Here is a 25,558-nt window from a genome sequence, read left to right as displayed (position 1 = left end):
CGCCGGCCCGCGTTATTCCTCGCCCCGCCAGGACTTGCGCCGCGGCGTCCGCGGCTTGGGCGCCACGCCCAGGCGCGGATCGCGCGCCAATGCCAGTTCCACCAGTTGTCCGGCCAGCCTCTCGAACGCCTCGTCGGTCTGCGGCAGGTACAGCCACTTGCCCAGTTCCGGGTGCGGCAGCAGGCTCGGCATGTCGGCCTGCAGCGCCGCGTGGCGGTCGCGCGAGGTGCACACCATCACGCCGTTCCAGGGCGCTTCGCGGTCGGCCACCACCAGGTACAGCGCGCCGTCCAGGTAGGCGGCGTCGCAGCCGAACATTTTGCGGCGCAGATAGCCGGGGTCACGCTCCAGCGGATCCAGGAGCCAAAGCAGCGAGTTGGCGCGGGCGGCGCGTTGGCGGGGCGGCGGCGAGAACAGATCGGGGCGGTGGGGCATGACGGCGGCAAGGGCGGGGCGACAACGCAAACGGTATCAGACTCCAGGGCCGTGCTGTCCGAGATGTGATGTCTGCAAGCGGCCGCCCCGGCGCGTCGGACTACAATTCCGCTCCATGCCCTGGCGCCCGGCCCGACCCGGACCGTCAGCGGCCCAGTGGTTTGCACCGCCGGCGAGGTGGCAACCGGTATGTCGTTTGTACGTGCAGCGTAGATAAAAGGTCTTCCGATGCGTCTGAACCAGTGCCAGAATTTCCACGACTTTCGCCGCATGGCGCGCCAGCGGCTGCCCGGCCCGATCTTCAACTACATCGACGGCGCCGCCGACGATGAGACCACCTACCGCCGCAACACCGAGGCCTTCGAGGCCTGCGACCTGGTGCCCGACGTGCTGCGCGGCGTGGCGAATGTGGACATGTCCGTCACCGTCATGGGCCAGAAGCTGGCCATGCCGGTCTATTGCTCGCCCACCGCGCTGCAGCGCCTGTTCCACCACGACGGCGAACGCGCCGTGGCCGCCGCCGCCGGCAAGTTCGGCACGATGTTCGGCGTGTCGTCACTGGGCACCGTCAGCCTGGAAGAGGCGCGCCAGATCAGCGGCGGCCCGCAGGTCTACCAGTTCTACTTCCACAAGGACCGCGGCCTGAACCGCGACATGATGGCGCGCGCCAAGGCCGCGGGCGTGCAGGTCATGATGCTGACGGTCGACAGCATCACCGGCGGCAACCGCGAGCGCGACAAGCGCACGGGTTTTGCCATCCCGTTCCGCCTGAACCTGGCCGGCATCGCCCAGTTCGCCATCAAGCCGGCCTGGGCCATCAACTACGCCACCCACGAGCGCTTCCGCCTGCCGCAGCTGGACGGCCACGTCGACATGGGCGGCGGCGCCATGTCCATCAGCCGCTATTTCACCGAGATGCTGGACCCCGCCATGACCTGGGACGATGTCGCCGCCATGGTGCGCGAGTGGGGCGGCCAGTTCTGCCTGAAGGGCATCATGTCGGTCGAGGACGCCAAACGCGCCGTCGACATCGGCTGCACCGGCATCGTGCTGTCCAACCACGGCGGCCGCCAGCTCGACGGCTCGCGCAGCGCCTTCGACCAGTTGGCCGAGATCGTCGACGCCGTCGGCGACCGCATCGACGTGATGATGGACGGCGGCGTGCAGCGCGGCACGCACGTGCTCAAGGCGCTGGCGCTGGGCGCCAAGGCCGTGGGGCTGGGCCGCTACTACCTGTTCCCGCTGGCTGCCGCCGGGCGGCCCGGCGTGGAAAGGGCGCTGGAACAGATGCGCGTGGAGATCGAGCGGGCGATGAAGCTGATGGGGTGCCGGACGGTGGGGCAGTTGCAGCGGCGGCACCTGCGGTTCCGGTGATTGAGGGAGCTATGGGCGGCCGGGCAGGGGATCAAGTTGCCGAATGATTTGCCGTCGAATCTGAGGAATGCTTGCTTGGCGCTGTGTCCAGAACTATGGAAGGTGAAAAATGGCCGAAGAAGTTAATTTTCAAATCCGAATTCGAGCGACCGAGGAGGGCGAGCCCAAAAATCTGACGATTGCAGAACTAGGTGTTTTGCTCACTGGGATAAACCGCGCAATAAATAAAGCGTCGACCTCAGGAAGAGCGGCTGGGTATTCTCCTCTTAGCCAGGAACCGATAAAAATCCGGTCTGAAATAACTAGCGTTGAAAATGGATCCATTCTGTTTTCCGTTGTCACTTCCGTCTCCGATTTCGTGCGGGAGAACGTGATTCAGACAACCTTCCTGGCCGGTATTCTCGGAAATGCCGCGTGGGACTTTACGAAGATCTTGAGCAAGGAAATTCGTCGAGCTCTGAATAGGGTAGGCAACGAAGCTGCCCAAGTGACTGAGCGAATTGAACCCGTCCTTGGTTTGAATCAGGGTACGGTTTCCGAGGAGAGCAAGGCCGCTTCCCTTCAATCGCCGATGAAAGACGTGGCCGACGCCTCGGAACGTTCCAACGAACTATCTTCGCGCCCGAAAACGATATATTCGTTTTCCTTTGAGCAGAATGGGAGCGTTAAGATTGCGGTATCCTACTCTGCAATCAAGCGGGTATAGCTTGAAATGGGCTGGGTAACACTTCAATTGGGATTTCCGTCAGGATACTCGTGTGCACGCAATGTCCTAAATGGCTCTGCTATTTTGTGATGGCACTAAACTGCTTGACATCGCTGCGGATGAAAGGCATCTCTCTCATGTGCCCTATTCAAATAGTCGATGTTCCGGAGCCGTTATGCATATTCGTCCTCGTCTGACCGCTTCAATCGCCGTCCTCTCGCTCTTTGCGGGGTCGGCCGCCATGGCCGCCAATTCCCAGGCCGAAGCCCCCAAGGGGCCGACCGCCTGCGCCTTCAGCGCCTGGGCCAACTACGACAAGCCCTCGATCACCGTGCGCGCCGCGCCGTCCGCCGGTGCCAAGGTCCTGGGCCAGATCCCCGCCAAACCCGCCGCGGGCGAGCCGGAGTATTCGTACAGCGTCACCTTCGACGTGAAGGAAGCCAGGGATGGCTGGCTCAGGATCGCCAACGCCAGCGATGCCTACAACGAGGAAGAATATCCGGAGCGTGCGCCGCGCAAGGTCTACAAGGGTGAAGGCTGGATCCGCGCGGACGATGCGCGGGTCGGCATCCAATCCGCGCGCGGCTATGCCAGGCCCGACGCCGCCAGCCAGCGGCTGGTGGACCTGGGCAGCGACTGGCTGACCGAAATGGGCAAGATCCAGGGCATCCGCGCCTGCCACGAGGACTGGGTGCTGCTGGACTATCTGGTTGACCGCAAGCGCTCGCCGCAGGATGAAATCGTCGAGCGCGCCAAGGGCGAACAACTGGCCGGGCGTGCCTGGTTCCGGGGGCTGTGCGACGTGCAGGAGACGAGCTGCGACATGAAGTCGGTGGATCGGTAAGGGCAGGGTTCATGCCAGTGATCCTGGCGTGGGCGCATGTATTGCGGAACCGGAACAGGGCGACCCGTGGCTGACTCCAAGATGGTTCAACAGTGCTTATTCATGACTTCAGCGGATGAGGCTGAATTCGCCGCCGCGCTCATGAAAGCCCGCCCCTCTATCCGGTTCATCAACATGCAGGAGCAGCCGGACGTCGAGCGGCCGGGATACAGGACTCGAATCGATGCGTGTGAAGGGGTTCATGTAACGATCGTGGATTCCTCCATCATCTCCGAAGAGGATTTTCACAATCGCTACGTGAAACGTCATCCCTCGGGAAAGGGGTGGATCTACGCGCTGGTTGGGTCAGGGCTGGTCAGCCTTTTGAGGTCAAGAGCGGCGGACTTTCTTCCGGATTCCATGCTCAACGGCGAGCTGCGGGCATCAATTCCGGCGGGTGACGAGAATACCGAGGTATTCGTGGCGATCGTGCTGCGCGAGGCAAAGGCGCGCGCGGAGAAGTTGGTATCCGTCGACGCGGCTACCGGTCAGCGCGGAACCAGGGTTGACCGGAAATTCATAGCATGGCCGGACGCGGCACGCAGATTCGATGGCGTGAACGGGGCATACCTGGCCAATGGCGCGCACGCATTATTTGTTCCGAAGGGTGTTGGGAAGTAGTTCCCGACAAGCCAGGCCCGACGCGGCCAGGACGGCGGCACCATAGCCCGGACGCGCGCGTGCCACGCGTCGAAAACCCCTACAAGGCCTGGCCCAATCGGGGCAATCCCTATTGTGCATATCAGCAACATAAATGCACATGATAAGAGTTCGCATTACACTTCCTTGCCAATCGTTCACCAATCCTGCAAGGAAGCGTCATGCAAGACCCGCGGCCCGCCAGCCTGATTTCCCCCATTCGTCCACGCCTCGCCCTGCGGCGCACCACCAGCCTGGTGCTGATGGCGCTGGCCAGCGGCACAGCGCTGGCGCAGGAGTCGGGCGTCGCCACCTTGCCCGCCGTGCAGGTCCAGGCTGACGGCGACCCGACCACCACCGAGGGCACGGGTTCGTACACCCCGCGCGCCACGGCCGCCAGCACCGGTCTGCCGCTGACGCTGCGCGAAACCCCGCAGTCGGTCACCGTGGTCACGCGCCAGCGCATCGAGGACCAGGACATGCGCTCGCTGACCGACATCCTGGGCAACACGCCCGGCATCTCGGTGCAGAACTACGACAGCGAGCGCTACACCTTCAGCTCGCGCGGCTTCGCCATCAGCAACTATCTGTACGACGGCGTGCCCACCAGCTTCGAGACCGGCTATTCGGCGGGCGAATCATCCATCGACCCCATCATCTACGACCGCGTCGAAGTGGTGCGTGGCGCAACGGGCCTGCTGACCGGCACCGGCAACCCGTCCGCCTCGGTCAACCTGGTGCGCAAGCACGCCACCAGCCGCGAATTCACCGCCGACCTGAGCGTCAGCGCCGGCACCTGGGACACCTACCGCGCCAGCGCCGACCTGTCCTCGCCGCTGAACGCCAGCGGCAGCGTGCGCGGCCGTATCGTCTCGGCCTACCAGGACAATCATTCCTACCTGGACGGCTACCAGAACCGCAAGAAGGTCTTCTATGGCGTGGTGGACGCCGACCTGACCGCCCACACCACCTTGAGCGTCGGCTTCAACTACCAGGACAACGACCCGCAACGCAGCAGCTGGGGCGGTTTCCCGCTGTGGTACGCCGACGGCGGCCGCACCGACTGGAAACGCTCGCTCAACACCGGCGCCGACTGGACCAAGTGGGCCAGCACCACCGAAGGCGCCTTTGCCAGCCTGGAGCACCGCTTCGACAACGGCTGGCGCGTGCAGGCCGTCGGTTCGCACTCCAAGCACGAAATGGACGGCAAGCTGCTCTACCTGACCGGTTGGCCCGACCGCGTCACCGGCCTGGGCATGGGCGCGTCGGCCCAGCGCTACTACGGCGACCGCAAGCAGAACAGCCTGGACCTCAAGGCTTCTGGCCCATTCTCATTGTTCGGCCGCCAGCACGAAGCGGTGGTCGGCGCCAGCTTCACCCGCCAGTACGCCGATTTCCGCAACCGTGGTGCGGTCTCGCCGGCGCCCATCGGCAATTTCCTGGACTGGGACGGCTCGTATCCCGAGCCCCAATGGAGCGACACCTCCACCCTGGCCAGCCGCTATACCACCAAGCAGGCCGGTTGGTACGGCGCGCTGCGCTTCAGCCTGGCCGACCCGCTCAAGCTGATCGTCGGCGGCCGCTACAGCACGTGGAAGACGGATGCGGTAGGGTGGGGCGGCGGCAGCCGGCAGGCGTTCGACAAGGACGCGTTCGTGCCGTACGCCGGCCTGCTGTACGACATCAACGAGAACTACACGGCGTACGTCAGCTATACCGGGATCTTCAACCCGCAGGACAAGCAGGACCGCAACGGCAACTGGCTCGATCCGCTGGAGGGCAAGGCCTACGAGGCCGGCATCAAGGGTGAATTCCTCGAAGGCCGCCTGAATGCCTCGGCGGCGGTATTCCAGATCAACCAGGACAATCTGGCGCAGGACGACGTCGGCTATCTGGTGCCCGGCACGCTCAACCAGGCCTCGCGCGCCGCCAATGGCACGCGCAGCCGGGGCTTCGACCTGGAAGTGTCGGGGGAAGTCTCGCCCGGTTGGAACGTGGCGGCGGGATGGTCGCACTGGACCGCGCGCGACGGCGACGGCAGCCCCATCCAGACCGACCAGCCGCGCAGCCTGGTGCGCTTGTTCACCACCTACCGATTGCCGGGCGACTGGAACCGGTTGACGGTGGGCGGCGGCGTCAACTGGCAGAGCCACGTCTACACGATCGCCAACGGCCCCAATGGCGAAGAGCGCGTGGGGCAGGGCAGCTACGCGCTGGTCAACCTGATGGCGCGCTACCGGTTCGACAAGAGCCTGTCGGCGCAGCTGAACGTCAACAATCTGATGGACCGCAAGTACTACTCGCAGATCGGCTTCTACAGCCAGGGCGCGTGGGCGGCGGGGCGCAGCGCGACGTTGACGATGCGGTATCAGTATTGAGCGCAAGCCCGGCCGGTTCGGACGGGCTTGCTTATGGTCCACGCGACGGCGCCCGCCATGCGTATCGCGGGCGCCGGGCCAACGTCAGAAGCTCGGCTTGCGGCTGTTCGACTGGTTGATGAACTCGATCCGCGCGTTGGTCCAGGCCGGGTCATACAGCTGCACGCTCACGCCGCTGTATTTCAACACCGCCTGCGTCATGTCGGTCGAGCAACCCATGCCGGGATTGGTGCTGGGCTTCTGGCACCACTCCAGGTTCAACTGGTTGGGAAAGTTCGACTGCTTGCCGTATTTCTGCACCACGGCCTGCGCCATGGCGTCCTTGTTGGCCGGCGTCCACGGCATTTCGTAGCTGACCTGGGACACCGCCAGCGGCCGCTGCTTGTCGACCGGCACGCGCGGCTCGAAATGCACCACCAGCCGAACGCCATCTTTTTCGTAGCTGAAATTCTGCGGTTGCTTGGTGTTGGTGACGGGGTTCAGCGTCGGGTAACCCGCCTTGATCTGATGCTTGCCCACGCCAAAATTCTTCGCTGCGGCGGCGACCGCTTCGTCGTAGTCCATGCCCGTCTTGACGCCGGCGATATCGAAGCTCCGGGCGTCCACCGAGCGCGGCGGCTCGGCATTCGCGGGGGTGGCAACCATGGCGGTGATGGCGGAGATCAGGAGTGCGGCTTTGAACTTCAAAATAATATCCTCTGCAAATGGCGACCGGCCTGATCGAGGGCGCGGCCGGGGGGGCCTTTCAGTGAAGCTGGTCGGAGCCTTCCGGCTGTAGTCCCGCCAGGCCATTCCAGTCGGGATCCTTGTATGTGCCCAGTCGGATGGGATAGACCGGATGCCCCGCCAGGCAGGCATTGAACGCGTCCAGGAACGCTTCGACGTCGTGCGTGTAGAAGCGCCATTCCTTCTGGTGATTGCCGGTCAGGCAAGCCACCTGCACGCCGATGTCGGAGTCGTCGAAAGCCTGTTCGATGGCTTCTTCGAAGCGGTTGGTGCTTTGCTTGTCTTCTTCATTGGGCATGCCGTTTTCGATGCCCGTGTACGGCCAGGAAATGATGACCAGGTTCTCATTGACCTGGCGTGTGGGCGCCGGCGGCAGGCCGGTGCGCAAGCGGACCACGACCAACAGATCGTTGATGCGGGCTTCGCCCACGGACCAGAGGTCGCCTGGAAAAATACGGCTCATTGAATGGGATCCTGGGTTGCTGGCCGGGCCCGCGGGCCCGGCGCTTCTTATTGCCCGGCAATGTTGTGCGCACGCGCTGCCGAGGGAAGGTCCGCATTATCAAGGGCGTATTTGCGTATGTCCCCAATAAAGTGCAACCGGATCTTTCGCCAGATCGGCGAGCGCGGGAATCACTGGCGGGGGTACGAGCCCAAAAGCCGTATCCCCGGATGGGCCGCCAACACCGACGCCAGCGGCTCCTGCCGGGCATGGCCGGCCACTTCGACCACGTAGCGATGCGTGTCCAGCGTCTTCTTGCTGGGCCGTTCGTAGATCGTCAGCACCGGCACCTTGGCATCGACCAGCGCCGCCAACGTGTCGTTGAACCTGTCGTCGGATGTGTCGACCAGCAGCGAGGTCTTGTCGCGCCCGGTCGGCGCCGGCATCGCTCGGCCCAGCACCCACCAGCGGGTCACGTTGTGCGGCCCTTGCTCGATGCCATCCACCAGCGATACCAGCGAATAGACCAACGCGCCCACCTTGGGCCCGAACGACGCCTTGTCATGGCCCGGGCTGTCGGCCACCGTCTTGGCGGCGGCGCCGCCGCTGGCGGCCTCGGTGCGCTTGACCTTGGGCATCTCGCGGTCGACCCACGGCTTGACCTCCTCGAACGCCACCGGGTGCGCCAGCACCTCCGTGACGTCCGCCAGTTTGGTGCCCGGCTTGGCCAGCAGGCTGTAGCCCAGCATCTTCGGATACTCGGCCACGATCATCACGTCCGGCAGGGCCAGCACAGCGTCCAGGTAGGGCGTCACGCCCACCACCGACGTGGTCACGGGCACGCAGGCGCGCTCGATCTTGCCGGACTGGTAGCCCTTGAACAGGTCGTCGCGCGTCAGCGGCACCAGGTCAGCGGGGCCGAACAGATCCAGGCAGGCCTGGTGCGTCCACGAACCCGCCGGCCCCAGGTAGCCGATCTGGCCGGCCGCGCTGGCGGCCAGCGGCAGTGCGAACATCGAGCAGCCGACGAGCGTCGACAGAATGGTCTTCTTCATGCTTTCCCCTTGTAGCGCGCGGGTCAGGCGCCCGCGTTGGCATACTCTACAACGGCAATGTCGCGAAAGGCGCGGATCAACGCCAGCCGTGGCGACCCGCGCGACCAGATCAGGCCGAAGCGGCGAGGCTCGCAGGGCTCGGGCAGCGGCAGGGCGAGCAGGCCGAGCCGTTCGATCGCGCCGTTGGTGGAGCGCGGCAGGATCGCCACCCCCAGGTCGCGGCTGACCATCACCGCGATGGATTCGATGGCGTTCAGCTCGAAGCGCTCGCGCGGCGTGATGCCCACGCGCCGCAAGTAATCGTCGATGTGCTGCCCGCCCCAATCGCTGCGCTGGTAGCGGATGAAGGGTTCGGCCGTCAGCAGGCTGTGCGGGTGCCGACCGGCATGGCGCGGCGCCGCCGCCAGCACGTAGGGTTCTTCGCGCAGCAACTGCCAGCCCAGACTCTTGGACAGCGGGTAGGGCGCTTGCAGCGCGATGGCGGCGTCCAGTTCGCCGCTTTCGATGGCGGGGTAGAAGCGCGCCGAATGGCCCGGCTGGATCTCGACGTTGATGAGCGGATGGCGCCGCACCAGGTGTTCCAGGATGGCCGGCACCATCGAATTGAGCGCCGTATTGCCGGCGCCCAGCCGCAGCTCGCCCATCATCTCGTCGGAACGGGCCAGGTAGCGGATCTTCTCGATCCGTTCCAGCACCTCGCGCATCGGCTCGATCAGTTCGGTGGCCTTGGCGGTCAGGTGCACGGTGCGGCCGGCGCGCGCCACCAGCGCCACGCCCAGTTCCTGTTCCAGCTTGCGGATCTGCTGCGCCACCGCGCCGTGGGTCAACCCCAGGCGGCGGGCGGCCTCGGCCATCGAGCCATGGCGCGCCACGGCGGCCAGCGTGTGCAGGAAGTCGGTGTTCATGATGATAGATATTCTATCGTCTTATCGTAATTTGGCTGTCCCCGATCGCACGTCTCCAGCGCCACAATGCGGCCAGGAGACATCAATGAGAAGCAAGCTTTTCGTTCCCGCCTCGCGTCCGGAACTGTTCGACAAGGCCCTGGCCAGCGCGGCCGACGCGCTGTCCTTCGACCTGGAGGACGCGGTCGCGCCGACCCGCAAGCAGGAAGCCCGCGCCGCCTTGGCGGCCTGGCTGGGCGCCCCCGCGTTCGCCGCCGTCCGTGAACAACATCCCAAGAAAATTATCGTCCGCGTCAACGCCGCCGACACGCCCGACTTTGCCGCCGACCTGGCCGCGCTGCGCGGCCTGCCCATCGACGTGCTGAACCTGCCCAAGGTCGAAAGCGCCGCCGCGCTGCGCGCCGCGATCGACGAGGCCATGGACGCCGGCTTCGCCGGTGAATTCCTGGTCACCGTCGAAACCCCGCTCGCGCTGGCCGACGCCGCGCAACTGGCGGCGGCCCATCCGTGCGTCGCCGGCCTCCAATTGGGTCTGGCCGACCTGTTCGAGCCGCTCGGCATCGAGCGCTACCAGCCCGACACGCTGCGCGCGGTGATGCTGTCCCTGCGCCTGGCCGCCGGCTGCGCCGGCAAGTACGCCATGGACGCGGCCTACGCCCGCGTGCGCGATGCCGAGGGCTTTCGGGCCGAGGCGCAACTGGCGCGCTCGCTCGGGTTCCTGGGCAAGTCGTGCGTGCATCCCAGCCAGATAGCCATCGCCAACGAAGTGTTCGGCTTCAGCGCGGACGAGATCGCCCAGGCCGAGCGCATCGTGTCCGCCAGCCGCGAGCATGACGGCGTCGGCGCCTTCGTGCTCGACGGCAAGATGATCGACGCCCCCTTCGTGCGGCGCGCCCAGGACGTGCTGCTGGCCGCCGGCCGCGCCGCCTGACGCGGCCGCGCTACCGATTTTGAGTGAATCCGCAATGCAACAAGCATCCCCCGCCGACCTGCCGCTGGCCGGCATCAAGGTCCTGGACCTGAGCGCCTACATCGCCGGCCCCTATGGCTGCGCCCTCTTGGGCGACATGGGCGCCGACGTCATCAAGGTCGAGCCGCCCGAAGGCGACAACCTGCGCAAGTACCCGTCGACGCTGGCCAGCGAAAGCCGCGCCTTCCTGGGCATCAACCGCAACAAGCGCGGCCTGTGCCTGAACCTGAAGGAAGCCGCCGGCCACGAGATCCTGCTGCGGCTGGTGCGCGAGGCCGACGTGCTGGTCCACAACTTCCGGCCCGGCGTGCCCGAACGCCTGCGCATCGACTTCGCCACGCTGTCGGCGGTCAACCCGCGCCTGGTCTATTGCGCCATGACCGGCTATGGCGCGGTCGGCCCGATGGCGCGCCACGCCGGCTACGACCAGGTGCTGCAATCGATGACCGGCATGTGCGCCGCCCAGGCCAAGGCCGACGGTCCGCCCGAAGTGCTGTACGGCTCGGTGGTCGACTACTACGGCGCCGCCTTGATCTCCAACAGCGTGGCGGCGGCCCTCTACCGCCGCGAAAAGACCGGCCGTGGCCAGGCGATCGAGGTCTCGCTGCTGGGCAGCGCGCTGGCGATGCAGTCGGCCCGCCTGGTGTGGGCCGACGGCGAACCGCGCCATATCGAACGCGACATGCGCTCGGGCGGCATCACCGGCATCCATCCCACCCGCGACGGCTACCTGTACCTGTCGGCCAACACGCCGCACTTCTGGCGCGCGCTGTGCGGCCACCTGGACCTGCCGGAGCTGGCCGAACACCCTGACTACGACTCCGTCAAAAAGCGCGCCGCCCAGGCCGCCGTGCTGGTGCCCCTGGTGCGCCAGGCGCTGGCGCGCGCTTCGGCGCGCGAATGGGCCGAGCGCTTCGGGCAGAGCGTGCCTTGCGCCGAAGTGCGCCCGGTCGAGGACATGTTCGACCATCCCCAGGTCGAGGCCATGGGGCTCATGCGGCCGTACCACAACCCGCAGGCCGGCAACTACCTGGGCCTGGCGCAATGGGCCCACTTCGGCGGCGCCGCGCCAGCGCCTGCCGATGAGTCGGGGGAGGGGCGCGGCGAATCTGGAGCAGGGCGCGGTGACTCCGAGGCGGCGTGCAACGAGTCCCGAGCAGGGCGTGGCGCGCCCGGCCTGGGCGAGCACAGTGAAAAAATTCTGTCCACCCTGGGATACACCGCGTCCGAAATTGCCCAATTACGGCAATCCTCGGTGGTGCAATAGCCGCCACAACGATCATAAGACTCGTCCGAGACAGAACGAGGAGACAAAAAAAATGCATCCACGCTACCAGCAGCGTCCCGACGGCTCCAACTGGGGCGACTTCGGCGACGACGACCAGCTCGGCACCCTGAACCACCTGAATCGCCAGGCGCGCCTGGCCGCCGTCGCGGAAATCCGCGAAGGCCTGTCGTTTTCCCTGAGCCTGCCGCTGACGGTGCCGCGCGCGCCCGTGCTCAACCCACGGCGCAAGGGCCCCGTGATCCAGCCCGCCGAAAAGAACGGCGTGCCCGTGTACCGCTATCCGCTGGCGCGCGACGTGCCGGGCGCCACCGACGTCGTCAGCGACGACCGCGTCACGCTGTCGCCGCAGTACTCCACCCAATGGGACGCCCTGGGCCACGTCGGCGCGATGTACGACGCCCATGGCACCGGCCAGCCGCAGCCCACCGGCTACAACGGCTTCACCGTCAGCGAGCCGCGCGCCGACGGCTTCACCGGCACCCAGGATCTGTCCATCGCGCCCATGGCGCGGCACGGCATCCAGGGGCGCGGCGTCATGGTCGACCTGCGCGCCCGCTTCGGCGACGCGCACCGCAAGGTCTCGTACCAGGACCTGATGGACGTGATGCACGCCGACGGCGTGCAGGTGCGCCCCGGCGACATCCTGTGCCTGCATACCGGCCTGGCCGACCTCGCGCTCACGCTGCGCGATGACGAGCAGGACCGGCTCAAGACCAGCTGCTGCGTGCTGGACGGCGCCGACGCGCAATTGCTCGCCTGGATCAAGGACAGCCGCATCGCCGCCATCGCCGCCGACAACCACGCGGTGGAATTGCGCAATCATCACCTGGAGAGCGGCAGCGGGCCGCTCTTGCCGCTACACGAACAATGCCTGTTCAAGCTGGGTTTGCCGCTGGGCGAACTCTGGCACCTGACCCCGCTGGCGCATTGGCTGCGCCAGCACGACCGCCACGCCTTCTTCCTGACCGCCGCACCGATGTACGTGCCCGGCCTGGTGGGCGCGCCGGTCAACCCCATCGCGACCGTCTGACCTCGGACGGACCGCGCCACGATCCTGGATCGATTCAACATCCCCTGCAGGGGAGACGTGAGGAGCACACATGAAGAAAACCCATCACGCGGCCCTGGCCGCACTGCGCCCCGTGGCCGCCGCATTGGCCCTGGCCGGCACCCTGGGCGCGGCCCACGCCGCCGGCTACCCCGACCAGCCCATCACCGTGGTGGTGCCGTACTCGGCCGGCGGCGGCGCCGACAACGCCGCCCGCATCATCGCCCAGGGCATGGGGGAAGTCGCCGGCCAGAGCGTCGTCATCGAAAACAAGGGCGGCGCCAGCGGCTCCATCGGCGCCGCCTACGTGGCCCGCGCCAAGCCCGACGGCTACACCGTGCTGTACGACGCCTCCGCGTTCTCCATCAACCCCGTGCTGCGCAAGCTGCCCTACGACGCCAAGAAGGACTTCATTCCCGTCTCGCAGGCCGTCAGCGTGCCCAACATCCTGGTCGCCGCAACCGGCTCGGCCTTCAACAGCCTGCCGGACTTCATCAAGGCCGCGCGCGCCAACCCCGGCCGCTATACCTTCGCCTCGTACGGCCCCGGCAGCCTGGCGCAGATGGCCGCCGAACTGCTCAAGAAGGATGCCAAGATCGACGTCGTGCACGTGCCGTACAAGGGCGGCGCGCCCGCCATCGTCGACGTCATGGGCGGGCAGGTCGACGTCTACTTCGCCAACGCCGCGTCCAGCCTGAACTACGTCAGCACCGGCAAGCTCAAGGCGCTGGCGGTCTCGTCGGCCGCGCGCATGCCCGACCTGCCCAACGTGCCCACCGTCAGCGAAGGCGGCGTCAAGGCCTTCGACGTCGTCGAATGGAACGGCTTCTTCCTGCCGGCCGGCACCGATCCGCAGGTCGTCGCCAAGCTGCAGGACCTGGTGCAGAAAGCGCTGGCCCGCCCCGAAACCCGCGACAAGCTCGCCAAGCTCGGCCTGACCCCGGTCGGCAGCAGCGCCGCGGACTTCGCCAAGTTCGTCGACGCCGAACAGGTCCGCTGGGCCGAGGTCGTGAAAACCAATAACATCACCGTGAACTGATCGGCCGGGGCGGGCAGCGCCGTTGCCCGCCCCGCCGACGCAAGCACCCAAGGGGAGATGCCGCAATGAGCCGGGAAGACGATTTCGAGCGCGGCCTGGCCAACCGCCGCGCCGTGCTGGGAGAAGAATGGGTGCAGCGCTCGCTGGACCGCGCCACCACCTTCACCGCCGACTACCAGAACCTGATCACCCGCTACGCCTGGCACGACATCTGGAGCCGCCCGGGCCTGCCGCACAAGGCACGGCGCATGATGGTGCTGGCGGTGACCTTGTCTTTAGGGCGGTGGGAGGAATTCGAGCTGCACGTGCGGGCCGCGCTGACGGCGAAGGACGAGTCGCGGCTGAGTCCGGATGAACTGAAGGAAGTGTTGCTGCAGAACGCGATCTACGCGGGCGTGCCGGCGGCCAATACCGCGTTCAACCTGGCGCAGGGGATTCTGCGCGAGGTGGCGGGGGAAATTGGGTATGTGTTGGAGCCGGCGGATGCGCGGGGGGCGGATTTGTTTGGTGGGGGAAATTGAGGTTTTAGGCGCGAATGGCGAACAGATACCGTTATCTGCCTGATAATGGGAATTCCATAGCGCTTAGATGTTGGCAGTGTAAGATTGCTCGCTTTCCTAATAATGCAAGGTTATGCAGCTCCCTACGCTTACGGAAGAACAAGTCGGCAAGTTCCGATGGATATGCGAACGCTTTGGGCACGATATCCGACTGCCGCCAGCGGATCATTGGAAAACGATGTCCGATACCGATATTTGGATCCGCGTCGTAAGCCAGGTTGTCGTGGTGGGAAAATCCGATCCCGCCAAGCGGCTTTCCGAGGCCGCCATCCGGGAAAAATTGAACTACGAACGTCTATGTGCCATGCCCGAAGCCCAGGTGGCAATGGTGCTTGGCGAAGTGTTGCGTGAAATAGGTGCGCGCTATGTGTCCGACGTTAATCCGGAGCTTTCGCCAAAGGTCCTTGCCCTGATAAAGAACTTCGCCTTTCTTAAGGCGTACAAAGGCGGGCCGAGCGGTTTCATACGCTACGTGGTGGCGCTGAAAACGTCAGAGGAACGCTGGCAATATGTTGCGAAGTCTCTGGCCTATGTCAAGAACAAGGGAGCGCGTGACTTTCTTACATCCGGCTTTGGTCTGGCCACTGATCGCATTGCATTGGATAGCCGGGTCATGGGAGTGGTGAACAGAATCGTTCCTGAACTTCCAACAAAGGTACCTGCAACCTCATATGCCGCCGTCGAGGCTCTTCTCGCGCAGGATGTATGCAAACCGCTTGGCATCACCCCTGCATTTTTGGATCAACTCCTGTTCAAAAATTATGGCTCGATTCTTGAAGGGCTTGGGTCGTCGATGGGTGACGCAGATCTGACTCGCGTGAGTACCGAATCCCTACTGCTGCAGTATCGTCAAATACAGCATGAATTGAAACGACGGGAAGTCCTGTACGAATAGCGAGAGAGTTAGGGTGCGTCAATCGAGGGTATCGCACCCGCAATCGAGCCGGGCAATATCAAATTCGACGTGTCCGGTCTCGGGTGTTTCTCCGAATTCGATCAAGAATCCCATCGTTTCAACCAAGCCTTCAGACGCCTTGGCTACGCGCCCGCGGCCTCGATAGGCGTAATGTCCGGTACGCTCCAGTTGTTCCGCCGACGCGGCGTCTTTCTCACCCTGAGGCCAGTCAACTCCGTAGGCGCCGCCGACTTCACCATCCATTGCAGACAGGCGATTCATGACGACGTCACCGGCCTTGACGGAGCAGGGCCAGCAGAAAACGGTGACTTCCCCTTGGTCGCTGCGAAGCGTGACCGAGGCGGCATCGTCGTCTGGTGCGTATCTTTCTACTGATACAACGGTGAGTGGTTTCATATCTCGACTGCTCGCCTCTGTTGCCAATGCAGGATCATAAATCGCTGTTTATGTCGTTCCCGGTTCGGCACGAAACACTCCTTGTGGTCGAGGGAGGAATGGGGAAGCCGGTTGCCCACGTTATGCCCCTTGATTTCCCGTGTTACGCCGATGAGAACTCGCCGGTAACTATAATCCCCCCTCGATCCCCGCTTTGACGGCATTTCCCGCCGTGTCTCATGTCTGCCACGCCCCTTCGCGTGCTGTCCGTCATCCCGCCGATGACGCAGCTCAATACGCCATACCCGTCCACCGCCTACCTGACCGGCTTCCTGCGCTCCCGCGGCGTCACGGCCACGCAGGAAGACCTGGCGTTGGCGCTGGTCTTGCGCCTGCTGTCGCCCGACGGCCTGCGCGCCGTGGCGGCCAAGGTGGACGCGTTGCCGCTGGACAAGCACACCCCCGCGATCCAGGCCTTCGTCGCCATGCAGCCGCGCTACCTGGCCACCATCGCCCCGGTGATCGCCTTCCTGCAAGGCCGCGACTCGACGCTGGCCCACCGCATCGTTGGCCGTAACTTCCTGCCTGAAGGCCCGCGCTTCGCTTCGCTGGATGTGTACATGGACGACGAGGGCGGCGACCCCCTGGGCTGGGCCTTCGGCGCCCTGGGCCTGCAGGATCGAGCCAAGCACCTGGCCACGCTGTACCTGAACGACCTGGCCGACGTGCTGCGCGACGCCATCGATCCGCGTTTTGAATTCGTGCGCTACGCCGAGTCGCTGGCCGGCAGCCAGCCGACCTTCGACCCGCTGGCCGAAGCGCTGGCCGCGCCGCTGAACCTGGTCGACGACACCCTGCGCGACCTGACCCTGGAAGCCCTGGCGCGCCACCAGCCCACCATGGTGCTGCTGTCGGTGCCGTTCCCGGGCGCCGTCTACGCCGCCTTCCGCATCGCCCAGGCGATCAAGGCGCAGGACCCCAGGATCATCACCGTGCTGGGCGGCGGCTTCGTCAACACCGAACTGCGCGAACTGAAAGACCCGCGCGTCTTCGACTATTTCGACTTCGTCAGCCTCGATGCCGGCGAGCGCCCCTTGCTGGCGCTGATGGAACACGTGCAAGGCAAGCGCTCGCGCCAGCGCCTGGTGCGTACCTTCCTGCGCGACGCCGACAGCGGCGCGGTGCGCTACGTCAACCTGGTCGAGCCCGACGTCGCCTTCGCCGAAGTCGGCACGCCCACCTGGGACGGCCTGCCGCTGGACCGCTACCTGTCGCTGCTGGACATGCTCAACCCCATGCACCGCCTGTGGAGCGACGGCCGCTGGAACAAGCTGACCGTGGCCCACGGCTGCTACTGGAAGAAGTGCAGCTTCTGTGATGTCAGCCTGGACTACATCGGCCGCTACGAAGGCGCCTCGGCCACGGTGCTGGCCGACCGCATCGAGACCATCGTGCAGGAAACCGGGCAGACGGGCTTTCACTTCGTCGACGAGGCCGCGCCGCCCAAGTCCCTCAAGGCCCTGGCCACGGAACTGATCGCGCGCAACGCCGGCATCTCGTGGTGGGGTAACATCCGCTTCGAGAAGACCTTCACCCCCGAGCTGTGCGAACTGCTGGCCGACAGCGGCTGCATCGCCGTCTCCGGCGGCCTGGAGGTCGCCTCGGACCGCTTGCTGAACCTGATGAAGAAAGGCGTGTCCGTCGACCAGGTGGCGCGCGTGACCCGCGCCTTCAGCGACGCCGGCATCCTGGTGCACGCCTACCTGATGTACGGCTTTCCCACGCAGACCGTGCAGGACACCGTCGACGCGCTGGAATACGTGCGCCAGCTGTTCGAAAACGGCTGTATCCAGAGCGGGTTCTTCCACCGCTTCGCCTGTACGGTGCATTCCCCGGTGGGGCTGAACCCCGAGGAATACGGCGTGACGCTGCGGCCGCTGCCGGACGTGACGTTCGCCAAGAACGACATCGGCTTCGACGACCCGACCGGGGTGGATCACGACGCGCTGGGACGGGCGTTGAAAAAGGCGATCTACAACTACATGCACGGGATCGGGCTGGACGAGGACGTGCGCACGTGGTTTCCGTTCAAGGTGCCGAAGACGACGGTGGGGCGGCATCGGATTGCCAAGGCGTTGAGCGTGCGGGCGTAGGGAGCTGGCCATGGTCGCGTGGGGCTGGCACGGGCGCTAGTGGTTCACCCGCGCTCCTGTCTGGATAGACGACGGTCAGGCGGTCGACAGGCGGGCCTTCAGGTCGTCGCCGCGATGTTCGAATGCCGCAACTGGGTGCGTAATCCGGCTTCCAACTCACCCAGCCCAATATTGCCGCAGCCCACCAGGGTCAACTCCTGCAAACTGGTAAGTTCTTCCAGGACATCGATATCGGCAATTTTCTTGCAATATTGGATGTTCAGCCATTCCAGCGCGGGCAGGGCGGCGATGGGCCGGATCGTCTCCAATGCCCCTTGATTCTTCAGCCGCAACGAGCGCAGCCCGGATAATTGTTCTATACCCGCCAGCGTCTGCAACGAACGCCCCGCCATCAACCCCAGCGACACCAGCGGCAACGCCGCGATGCGATCAAACACGGTCGCATCGAAGGGCACGTTGTACAGATTCAGTTCCGCCAGCGGCAGCCGCAAGGTCTGGTCCAGCAGCTTGCCTGGCTTGTCCGGCAATATCGACAGCGACCGCAGCGCGGGGAAATCCTCTGCCTTGAACCGCATCGGTACATTTACTTCCAGCGATTCCAGTTGCGGCATCGCTCCCGCCGACCAGGTATGCGAACCGGGGCAATCGAAAATCGACAGATGCCGCAGGCTGTCCGGCAGCATATCGGCGCGCAGGTTCTCGATCACCGAGGCCTGGATATTGCCGGGTCCGATGGACAGATGCGTCAGGGACGGCAGGCGCGCGATCAATGCCGGCAATTCCTGCACCGGGTCCAGGGGTGGCGCCCACAGATGGATATATTCGATCGTCGCCAGCGTTGCCGGGTCCGGCGGCGCATCGTGGAAAAGGACTTGATCCGAGGTGTGCGTCTGCGCGGCCTGGCGGCTGTGCAGCATCAGCCATCGCTTGTCGCGGCCGGATAGGGGCGTCGAAAACGGGACTAGTGGCATACGGGCTCCGGAGTCATGGCGTCTGTCGGCAGCTCGGGCATGGCGACAGCGAGGCGGGCATTCTCGAAGGGTAGAACAATAAAGCAGAACGGCAATCCCGCGCGAGCCGGATTGCCGTTCTGTTTGGGTGGCGCCGTGATGGCCTCCGCTTTTGCACTGTTCCAATGCCGTGATGCGGTCGGTACTCGGTTTTCAACCGCGCTGGCCGGTGTTGCTGCCAGCCGGCGCCGACGGTTGACACTATTTTTTACCCCGCCCCGAGGTTGAGGTTGCCATCGTCGCCGGTACACTACCGTGATTCCCCAAGGAGCCATATGTCGATTCAAACATTGGGCCGTTACGGTATTGTGCTATTTCTCGCTGCGTTGAGCTCGGGCTGCTCTTCAATCATCGGCGAGTGCGGCTTGGCCCGCAGCAGCTGCATGTATGAAGGCAAATACGAACAGGGCGAGGAAGACTACGCGGAAGCCGAGGCAAAGCGGCTGAACAAGCAGTCGACGGATCGGTTGCGCCGAAGCTCCGGGGATTGAATCCGGCGACGTCCTGCCGTTGCGCTCAGGACGTCGTCACGGGTTCCGGCAGGAAGAACCGATCCTTCAACTCCTGCAACCCGATCCGATCCAGCATCTCCGTCAGCCGTTCAGCCGGCTTGCGACGCGGCAGATCCTTGTACTGCGCGATGATGAGCTCATTCTTCATCGAATGCTCCCAGCCCACCAGCTCCGTCACGCTGACCTGGTACCCGTGCGCCTCTAGCTACAGGCACCGCAGCACGTTCGTGAATCAGCGTCACGTGCGCAAAACTGCGGAACGGCCCGCCCACCTCGCCGAAATACATATTCCCGGGTACGTCGCCACGCTCTGTGTATGCAATTGACGCGCGCCCACGTGGTCGCCCAGCGAATAACTGACGAAAACTTCGCGAACCGACCCGGCGCCTCGCCGTGTTCCTGGGGCCGCAGGTCGCGCTGCAGGAACGATTCGAAGGCCTACGATGGGACCGCACAGCCTGCGTTTCTTCGGGTTGCGGAAAATCGCTCAGCTCGTCCTACACGCCGATCCAGCGGATCGCGTTGCGCTGCGGCTTCGTCAGCGTCTCGCACAGTGGGCCGCTGGCCAGGCCGTCGATATCCTCGTAACTGCCGCCCCAGCGCGGTTGCAGATACTGCGCATACGCGATCAGCGTTTCCAGATGGCCCGGGCGCAATTCCAATGCGCGCAGCAGCCAGTAATCCTTGCCCTGTTCCATTTCATGCTCGGCGCGCGGCGCGAGCCATGCGGGCAGGGAATGCGGCGCCTGATCCGGTTGCAGGCGCGGCACGCCGTATCCCGCCAGATGCGCCAGCGCGGCGTCCATCAGGCCGGGTTGCTCGACATCGTCGTGGGTAATGGTTTCCGGAGGATTGCCTTCGAACAACTGGCGCAGCCAATACGGCTCTTTGAAATGCGCCGCCATTTGCATCATGGTCACGCAGGCCGCGACGGGACGCGGCGAAAGTGTCATGGCTTTCAACAGCGCGGCGGCGGCGGTTTCGCAGGCCAGGGCGGCGCCGATCCAGCGATCCTGCGTCACACTGTCCGCCCAGCCAAAGCCGCGGATATCCGCGGCGCGGCCGAAGCAGAAGTTACCTAGGACTAGGTGCGCGTGGTAGGAGTTGGGGCAGGCGGCGATCCAGGCCTGGAGGACGTCGGCGGCCTGCGGGTAGGAGACGGTGCTGTAGTCGAAGAGGGTGCCGGAGAGGGCGGCTTCGGAATAGGGTGAGTCCTGGGTGTCGGTGGCGGCCCAATCTAGCTGTTCCAGATCGCTGTAGTAGGAGTCGATTTGAAGGAAGGCGCAGGAATTGATCAGAGCGCGGAAATGACGGTGGATAGAAGGAGAGGCGTGCACGGGCAGAGTACGCGTCGGCAGAGGAGATGAACGTTGGAAGAGGGGCGGGTCGTGAGGAGAGACAAAAATCAAAAGATAAGAAAAGGTTTCTATATGTTATATATACAAGCGAGGATCGTCGACTTTCTCCGTTAGTCATTGAAGCTGGAGCGCCCTGACGTCAGATAAAAGAAAAATTAACCATTACGATATTAATCTATGCTATTTGAAAGCGTGCAATGGTTTCAATGATCAGGCTTGATTTTATTGATTAAAAACAGTGTTTTGGTTCGTGGTGATGAGAAAAGTATTCGGATAAATAATAGACCAGTGCAGCACATCGATCTAATTATTGCTGATCTAATCTTTTATAGGATATTCATATGAAATCTGAATTGTGTCGTCGAATCAAGAACGGTCAATGCATGCTTCTATTAGGGGCTGGCGCATCCTATGGATCGAAAGATTATAAAGGTCGTGAAGTTTTGATGGGTGAGAAATTATCCGAATTGCTTTGCCAAGAAGTCGGCTTGACCTATCAGCCTGGTGTTTTGGGGAAAGTGTATGGGGTCGCTAAACAGGAAATGGGTTCCATGTTAATTAGAACCCTAGAAGAACGATATAAAAATACTAAGCCATGTCTGTCGCTGGAGAGATTGGCTATGCATGTGTGGCCAAGAATCTATACTTTAAATATCGATGATGCGACTGAAACTGCGCTTAGGAGAAAATCTCCACAAAAAATATCAGTGCGTGCTTTTGGGGATTCTTGGGAGGAAATAGATGGATTATATAATAGGTTGGATCTTATAAAGCTTAATGGCTGTATAACTAGGCCGAGTGATGGCTTCATTTTTTCTCCGTCTGAATATGCCTCTGCGGCGAATAAATCCCCAGAGTGGTACAGGCAATTGGGAAGAGATTATCTGAACTATACCTTCGTGTTCATTGGGACTAGATTGGATGAGCCTCTCTTTTATCAGCAGATAGAGTATTTCAAAAATATCTGGTCAGGATCTCCTGGCGTTGCAGGAAAAGCCTATTTGATTACGCCAGAGATAAATGAAATAGATCGACGATCACTTTTGGCATCTAATATCGAGCATGTGGAAGGCACGCTTGAAGATTTTGTTCAATGGTTAGATGCAAATATAAACAATAAAAGGGGGGCGGTGGATGTGGCGCTAGAAAAAATGCCAGAACTCGCCCTGGCAGGAGGGGATGCAGCTTCGGAAGACCTGGCGAAAATCGCGAAAGTACAGGCAATTCGGCGGCCTGCAAGTGATGTCGATCGAGGAAAAACACGCGAGTTCTATTTAGGCTTTAAGCCGACTTGGGATGAAATATTTGAGGGAGTCCCGGCCAAGCTAGGCTTTCATAAGAACTTAAACCAAGCAGTGTCTGCGGAAAATAGGTTGTATGTACTCACAGGTCCTGCGGGGTCGGGTAAAACAACCGCGTTAATGCTATTGGCCGCGAAATTGGCGGATAAAGGCGAGTCTGTTTATTATTTGCAGGAGCCTATAGCTAGCTTGGAGAATGCGATAAAGCACCTTGAGGCGGTTAACGATAAACCTTATTATTTTTTTATTGATCGAGCAGCTAGCGTGTTGGATGGAATTATAGCTTCACTAGAGGATGCTCGACTTGAAAAGACGATATTTGTTTGCGGAGATCGCCTCAATGTATGGAGACGCCGAACGGAGTGGGCTTTATCTGCATTCAGTCCTGTGCAGATAGGAACCACCGACATTACTCCGATAGACGCAGATCGTATATTGGAAAAGCTTGAAAAATTTGGGCCATGGTCGAAGGTTTCAAAAATGTCTCAATCTCAGCGTAGAGAACTTTTATTGGAGAAATCGAAAAGGCAGCTTCTTATTGGGCTTTTGGAGTTGACGTACGGATATGGTTTCGAAAAAATAATAGAGAATGATTTTCAGCGTCTGAATTCAGAAGATGCTAAGTTGTTTCTGGTTATGGTCGGACTAGCAACTATTCATGGTTTGGCTTTGTCGAAAGATATATGTCTTTCTGCGCTAAATAGCCTTGGAATTAGATCTCATATTAATAAGTTGTTGACTGAGACTCAAGGCGTAATTCACGATATTGGCGGAGTGCTGCGTGCTAGGCATCCTGTCTACGTAGATAAGTTATTTGATGGTAGAACTCCTTTTGAGATGAAGGAGCGGGCGGTTCACGGGCTGTTACTTTCGATGACGCGGCATTCCAAGCCAATAACAAGAAATATGTCCAGAAATGAATTGATGCTGTTCAAGTTGACGATTAATCACAACTTTCTATCGAATTATTTTCATGGAAAAAAAGATGTGATATTGGATTTATTTAAAAATCATGAGAAGCACTTCGAGTTGGATGGGTTGTATTATCTGCAGTATGGCCTGGCATTGAGGGATATGAATGAGCATGAAGAAGCCCTAAGAAAATTGACTTCCGCTGTCGATTCTTGGCGAATGAAGCAAACTGAACATGCTTACGCCCATCAACTTTTGATCTGTGCCTTGCTTGGCGAGAAGGAAATCGCATTTCGTAATTTGCAGGCTGCTAAGGAAATTTTGTTGAGACTTGATGCGGGACATTCGGATGAAGATACTGACTATCCAATGGTGACTTTGGCCGAGCATCATGTCCAAATTGTTAAGGTATTTGATACTCCTGAGTCTCTGGCGGAAGTGGCGAATTTCTATATTCGTGAAATTACAAATAGACAGCGGAGGGGGCGATCAAATGAACGATTGGAAAGAGCTAAGTTGGAGCTCATAAAAATTGCATCTGTCCGTGACGAACATGGTGTTGCTGACAGATCTCGCAGGCGTCGGGGGTACTCTCAACGCGTGCGCCGTTCTGCACAGACATGAACGATTTTAAATTTGAGTATGCATTGCGAATTATTTAATATAAGACTATTTGATATTATAAATTACATGTGCTATGTGATTTTATTGTTTGCGCTTATGTTTAATAATTAAACTGTATTTCTGGTATTTGCAAAATTCATTTTGAGGGATTTAGAATGGGTGGTTGTAAAAATAATAATATTATATTTAATGGTGACGATGTGAGAGATGGTGATGGTTCTGGGGTGGTAAATATTTGCGAATTCACTCCCATCTGGAAAGATCTTTTTTCAAAAGAGGCGCAGGCTATTAAATTGTTGGGAATGCATGCAAAAATATATGTTGATCATGTCGGATCTACCGCTGTTGAGGGGGTGGCGGCAAAACCAATTATAGATATATTGATATCTGTTTGTGATTGGAGCTTAATCGAAAGCGTGTTGTCGGAATTAAAAAAAATAGGCTATACGATTAGCGAAAAATGTGATGTAACTCCGAGAATATTCTTAACAAAATATATTTCAGATGTGGAAAATTACCATGTGCATGTGTGCAAGCCTCAGAGTCGCTGGGGGCGGGATATGGTGGCTTTCCGGAACGAATTGGCAGCTGATAGAAAATTTGCTGATGATTATATAACTTTAAAAAAGAGGCTTGCAAAAAAATATTGTTGTGATGTGCCTTCTTACACGTTGGGTAAAAAAGATTTAATAGAGACACGATTGCGGAAAATTAAAAGCGAATTTGGTGTCAATGGTCTGCTAACGCTTCAGCGGACAGAATCGAATAGAGCTGAATTTCTACAGTTATGTATGATGTTTACGCAATTTCTGATAGCGGTGGTTGCTGCTATATCTGTATATTCAAATGACAATAAATATCTATTTTTATTGGCTATTTTTGGTTTTGTATGCATGCTGTTTTTGTTGTTCTTAAGTAAAAACCAACAGCGACATCGGGCTGCTGGTGATCAGGCGCGTCGTGCTGTTCTACTGATTAGTGGATTAGATATGGAACCCTCGGCAGAGCAAAGGCTCCGTATTAGAGACAGTTTTAGTCTCCCTATATCTAATAATAATTTGAGACGAGAAGAAGATCACTTTTCTAGTCGAGAGGTGCCAAGCTATAAGAGGCTGTCTGAGATGGTGGAAGAGTCGTCTTATTGGACGGGAGATCTTCAGCGCACTAGTGCTAGGGCGATGACGGGGATGTTATTTTTTTTGGCGGCAATTGTATCGATAACGATCGGTGCGGCGGTTGCATCTTTAGAGTCCGATGGTTTGATATCTCTGTCTCGGGCTATGATAGCTATTATAATTTTTATTATTTCATCTGATTCACTAGGGTTGCTTCTTGCCTATCGAAGTTCAGCGGTTGCCATAGGTGAGGTCTTTAAGAGGGTTGAGAGCACAGCCGCAAGAGGTTATTTGGAATCCGATGTTCTTCTTCTTATGTCTGATTACAATGCTGCTGTTGAAAAGGCTCCGAGCCCTTTGCCGTGGGTGTACCGATTTCGGCAAGAGAGATTAAGTCGGCGCTGGCAAGAGTATGTCGATGCGAAACTATCCGGCAGTGTGTCCGGTTGATTTCATGTTTAGGTTTTGATGAGTTTTTTTAAATAATTAAAATTCTCCTGTCGGCAAGCTGAATTCCTGCGCGCCAAAATTAAAAGTTGGTTAGCTAGGTTTGTCTATCATCTTCATCCCTCACTCTATGCTGATTGCTAGGGATATATATGCCTATTCAAACGTTGGGCCGTTGTGGCGTTGTCTTTTTTCTCGTCGCACTGACGTCCGGCTGCTCGTTGGGCGGCGAATGCCGCTGGTACCGCAGTAGCTGTATGTATGACGGCAAGTACGAACCTGGAGAGGAAGACTACGCGGAATCCGAGGCGAAGCGTCTGAACAAGGCTTCGACCGATCGGTTGCGTCGAAGCTCGGGGGATTGAGCGATAGCTCAGCTCAGGCGGT

At 60.7% G+C, this 25,558-nt stretch carries 23 protein-coding genes and 1 pseudogene; 15 read left to right on the top strand and 9 right to left on the bottom strand.

Features of this window, described 5'->3' with window-relative positions; genetic code table 11:
- Positions 1-12: 12 nt before the first annotated feature.
- A complete protein-coding gene (locus tag ACVN9Z_RS24300) occupies positions 13-435 on the bottom strand; it encodes a hypothetical protein (RefSeq protein ID WP_053499589.1) in 423 nt (140 codons plus the stop codon).
- A 228-nt stretch (positions 436-663) separates the two neighbouring features.
- Between ACVN9Z_RS24300 and ACVN9Z_RS24295 the strand changes: the two genes are divergently transcribed.
- From ACVN9Z_RS24295 to fhuE, 5 genes are all read left to right on the top strand, one after another.
- Complete coding sequence (locus ACVN9Z_RS24295) at positions 664-1,809, top strand: alpha-hydroxy acid oxidase (RefSeq protein WP_458212752.1); 1,146 nt, start codon at positions 664-666, stop codon at positions 1,807-1,809.
- A 109-nt stretch (positions 1,810-1,918) separates the two neighbouring features.
- Positions 1,919-2,515, top strand: coding sequence for a hypothetical protein (locus tag ACVN9Z_RS24290; protein ID WP_127481478.1), 597 nt, complete (start codon positions 1,919-1,921; stop codon positions 2,513-2,515).
- Between the two features lie 241 nt (positions 2,516-2,756).
- The gene (locus ACVN9Z_RS24285) at positions 2,757-3,359 is read left to right on the top strand and encodes a hypothetical protein (RefSeq protein WP_458212751.1); all 603 of its coding nucleotides are present in this window, start codon (positions 2,757-2,759) and stop codon (positions 3,357-3,359) included.
- A gap of 102 nt (positions 3,360-3,461) precedes the next feature.
- On the top strand, positions 3,462-4,019 hold the full coding sequence (locus tag ACVN9Z_RS24280; RefSeq protein WP_458212750.1) for a hypothetical protein: 558 nt from the start codon (positions 3,462-3,464) through the stop codon (positions 4,017-4,019).
- 200 nt (positions 4,020-4,219) lie between these two features.
- Complete coding sequence (fhuE, locus tag ACVN9Z_RS24275; protein WP_458212749.1) at positions 4,220-6,415, top strand: ferric-rhodotorulic acid/ferric-coprogen receptor FhuE; 2,196 nt, start codon at positions 4,220-4,222, stop codon at positions 6,413-6,415.
- Positions 6,416-6,499: 84 nt separating this feature from the next.
- Here fhuE and ACVN9Z_RS24270 read toward each other — a convergent pair whose 3' ends face one another.
- From ACVN9Z_RS24270 to ACVN9Z_RS24255, 4 genes are all read right to left on the bottom strand, one after another.
- Entirely contained in the window at positions 6,500-7,102 is a 603-nt protein-coding gene (locus tag ACVN9Z_RS24270) for a hypothetical protein (protein ID WP_458212748.1), read from the bottom strand.
- Between the two features lie 58 nt (positions 7,103-7,160).
- Positions 7,161-7,604: a DUF695 domain-containing protein gene (locus ACVN9Z_RS24265; RefSeq protein ID WP_049053443.1), complete on the bottom strand. Its 444-nt coding sequence runs from the start codon at positions 7,602-7,604 to the stop codon at positions 7,161-7,163.
- Between the two features lie 170 nt (positions 7,605-7,774).
- Complete coding sequence (locus ACVN9Z_RS24260) at positions 7,775-8,638, bottom strand: prephenate dehydratase (RefSeq protein ID WP_458212747.1); 864 nt, start codon at positions 8,636-8,638, stop codon at positions 7,775-7,777.
- Positions 8,639-8,661: 23 nt separating this feature from the next.
- Positions 8,662-9,543: a LysR family transcriptional regulator gene (locus tag ACVN9Z_RS24255; RefSeq protein WP_026382935.1), complete on the bottom strand. Its 882-nt coding sequence runs from the start codon at positions 9,541-9,543 to the stop codon at positions 8,662-8,664.
- 85 nt (positions 9,544-9,628) lie between these two features.
- Between ACVN9Z_RS24255 and ACVN9Z_RS24250 the strand changes: the two genes are divergently transcribed.
- From ACVN9Z_RS24250 to ACVN9Z_RS24225, 6 genes are all read left to right on the top strand, one after another.
- Positions 9,629-10,474 (top strand): HpcH/HpaI aldolase/citrate lyase family protein, encoded by an 846-nt coding sequence (locus tag ACVN9Z_RS24250; RefSeq protein WP_241122907.1) that lies wholly within the window; start codon positions 9,629-9,631, stop codon positions 10,472-10,474.
- Between the two features lie 34 nt (positions 10,475-10,508).
- On the top strand, positions 10,509-11,780 hold the full coding sequence (locus tag ACVN9Z_RS24245) for a CaiB/BaiF CoA transferase family protein (protein ID WP_458212746.1): 1,272 nt from the start codon (positions 10,509-10,511) through the stop codon (positions 11,778-11,780).
- Between the two features lie 52 nt (positions 11,781-11,832).
- Positions 11,833-12,831 (top strand): cyclase family protein, encoded by a 999-nt coding sequence (locus ACVN9Z_RS24240; protein ID WP_458212745.1) that lies wholly within the window; start codon positions 11,833-11,835, stop codon positions 12,829-12,831.
- Positions 12,832-12,901: 70 nt separating this feature from the next.
- Positions 12,902-13,888 carry a tripartite tricarboxylate transporter substrate binding protein gene (locus ACVN9Z_RS24235; protein ID WP_047991103.1) on the top strand — a complete coding sequence of 329 codons (987 nt, stop codon included), beginning with the start codon at positions 12,902-12,904 and terminating at the stop codon, positions 13,886-13,888.
- Between the two features lie 65 nt (positions 13,889-13,953).
- The gene (locus tag ACVN9Z_RS24230) at positions 13,954-14,409 is read left to right on the top strand and encodes a carboxymuconolactone decarboxylase family protein (protein WP_116792491.1); all 456 of its coding nucleotides are present in this window, start codon (positions 13,954-13,956) and stop codon (positions 14,407-14,409) included.
- 217 nt (positions 14,410-14,626) lie between these two features.
- Positions 14,627-15,343, top strand: a complete 717-nt coding sequence (locus ACVN9Z_RS24225; protein ID WP_458212744.1) for a hypothetical protein — start codon at positions 14,627-14,629, stop codon at positions 15,341-15,343.
- A gap of 18 nt (positions 15,344-15,361) precedes the next feature.
- On the opposite strand, the gene ACVN9Z_RS24220 is transcribed toward ACVN9Z_RS24225, so the two are convergent.
- Positions 15,362-15,760, bottom strand: a complete 399-nt coding sequence (locus tag ACVN9Z_RS24220; protein WP_144419122.1) for a hypothetical protein — start codon at positions 15,758-15,760, stop codon at positions 15,362-15,364.
- A gap of 218 nt (positions 15,761-15,978) precedes the next feature.
- Here ACVN9Z_RS24220 and ACVN9Z_RS24215 point away from each other — a divergent pair, with 218 nt between their 5' ends.
- A complete protein-coding gene (locus ACVN9Z_RS24215; protein ID WP_458212743.1) occupies positions 15,979-17,892 on the top strand; it encodes a B12-binding domain-containing radical SAM protein in 1,914 nt (637 codons plus the stop codon).
- 98 nt (positions 17,893-17,990) lie between these two features.
- Here the strand turns inward: ACVN9Z_RS24215 and ACVN9Z_RS24210 are convergent, their stop codons facing one another.
- Positions 17,991-18,809 (bottom strand): leucine-rich repeat domain-containing protein, encoded by an 819-nt coding sequence (locus ACVN9Z_RS24210; RefSeq protein ID WP_458212742.1) that lies wholly within the window; start codon positions 18,807-18,809, stop codon positions 17,991-17,993.
- 368 nt (positions 18,810-19,177) lie between these two features.
- Between ACVN9Z_RS24210 and ACVN9Z_RS24205 the strand changes: the two genes are divergently transcribed.
- Positions 19,178-19,393 carry a hypothetical protein gene (locus ACVN9Z_RS24205; protein WP_006384150.1) on the top strand — a complete coding sequence of 72 codons (216 nt, stop codon included), beginning with the start codon at positions 19,178-19,180 and terminating at the stop codon, positions 19,391-19,393.
- 25 nt (positions 19,394-19,418) lie between these two features.
- Here the strand turns inward: ACVN9Z_RS24205 and ACVN9Z_RS24200 are convergent.
- A pseudogene (locus ACVN9Z_RS24200) lies at positions 19,419-19,643 on the bottom strand (SAM-dependent methyltransferase); the annotation flags it as partial.
- 268 nt (positions 19,644-19,911) lie between these two features.
- Complete coding sequence (locus tag ACVN9Z_RS24195; RefSeq protein ID WP_458212741.1) at positions 19,912-20,751, bottom strand: DUF4034 domain-containing protein; 840 nt, start codon at positions 20,749-20,751, stop codon at positions 19,912-19,914.
- 362 nt (positions 20,752-21,113) lie between these two features.
- Here ACVN9Z_RS24195 and ACVN9Z_RS24190 point away from each other — a divergent pair, with 362 nt between their 5' ends.
- Positions 21,114-23,609 (top strand): SIR2 family NAD-dependent protein deacylase, encoded by a 2,496-nt coding sequence (locus ACVN9Z_RS24190; protein WP_458212740.1) that lies wholly within the window; start codon positions 21,114-21,116, stop codon positions 23,607-23,609.
- 155 nt (positions 23,610-23,764) lie between these two features.
- Positions 23,765-25,174: a GrpB family protein gene (locus tag ACVN9Z_RS24185; RefSeq protein WP_458212739.1), complete on the top strand. Its 1,410-nt coding sequence runs from the start codon at positions 23,765-23,767 to the stop codon at positions 25,172-25,174.
- The last annotated feature ends 384 nt before the right edge of the window (positions 25,175-25,558 follow it).

It is taken from the genome of Achromobacter sp. KK8 (assembly GCF_054188005.1).
This window is presented reverse-complemented; position numbering and strand designations above follow the sequence as displayed.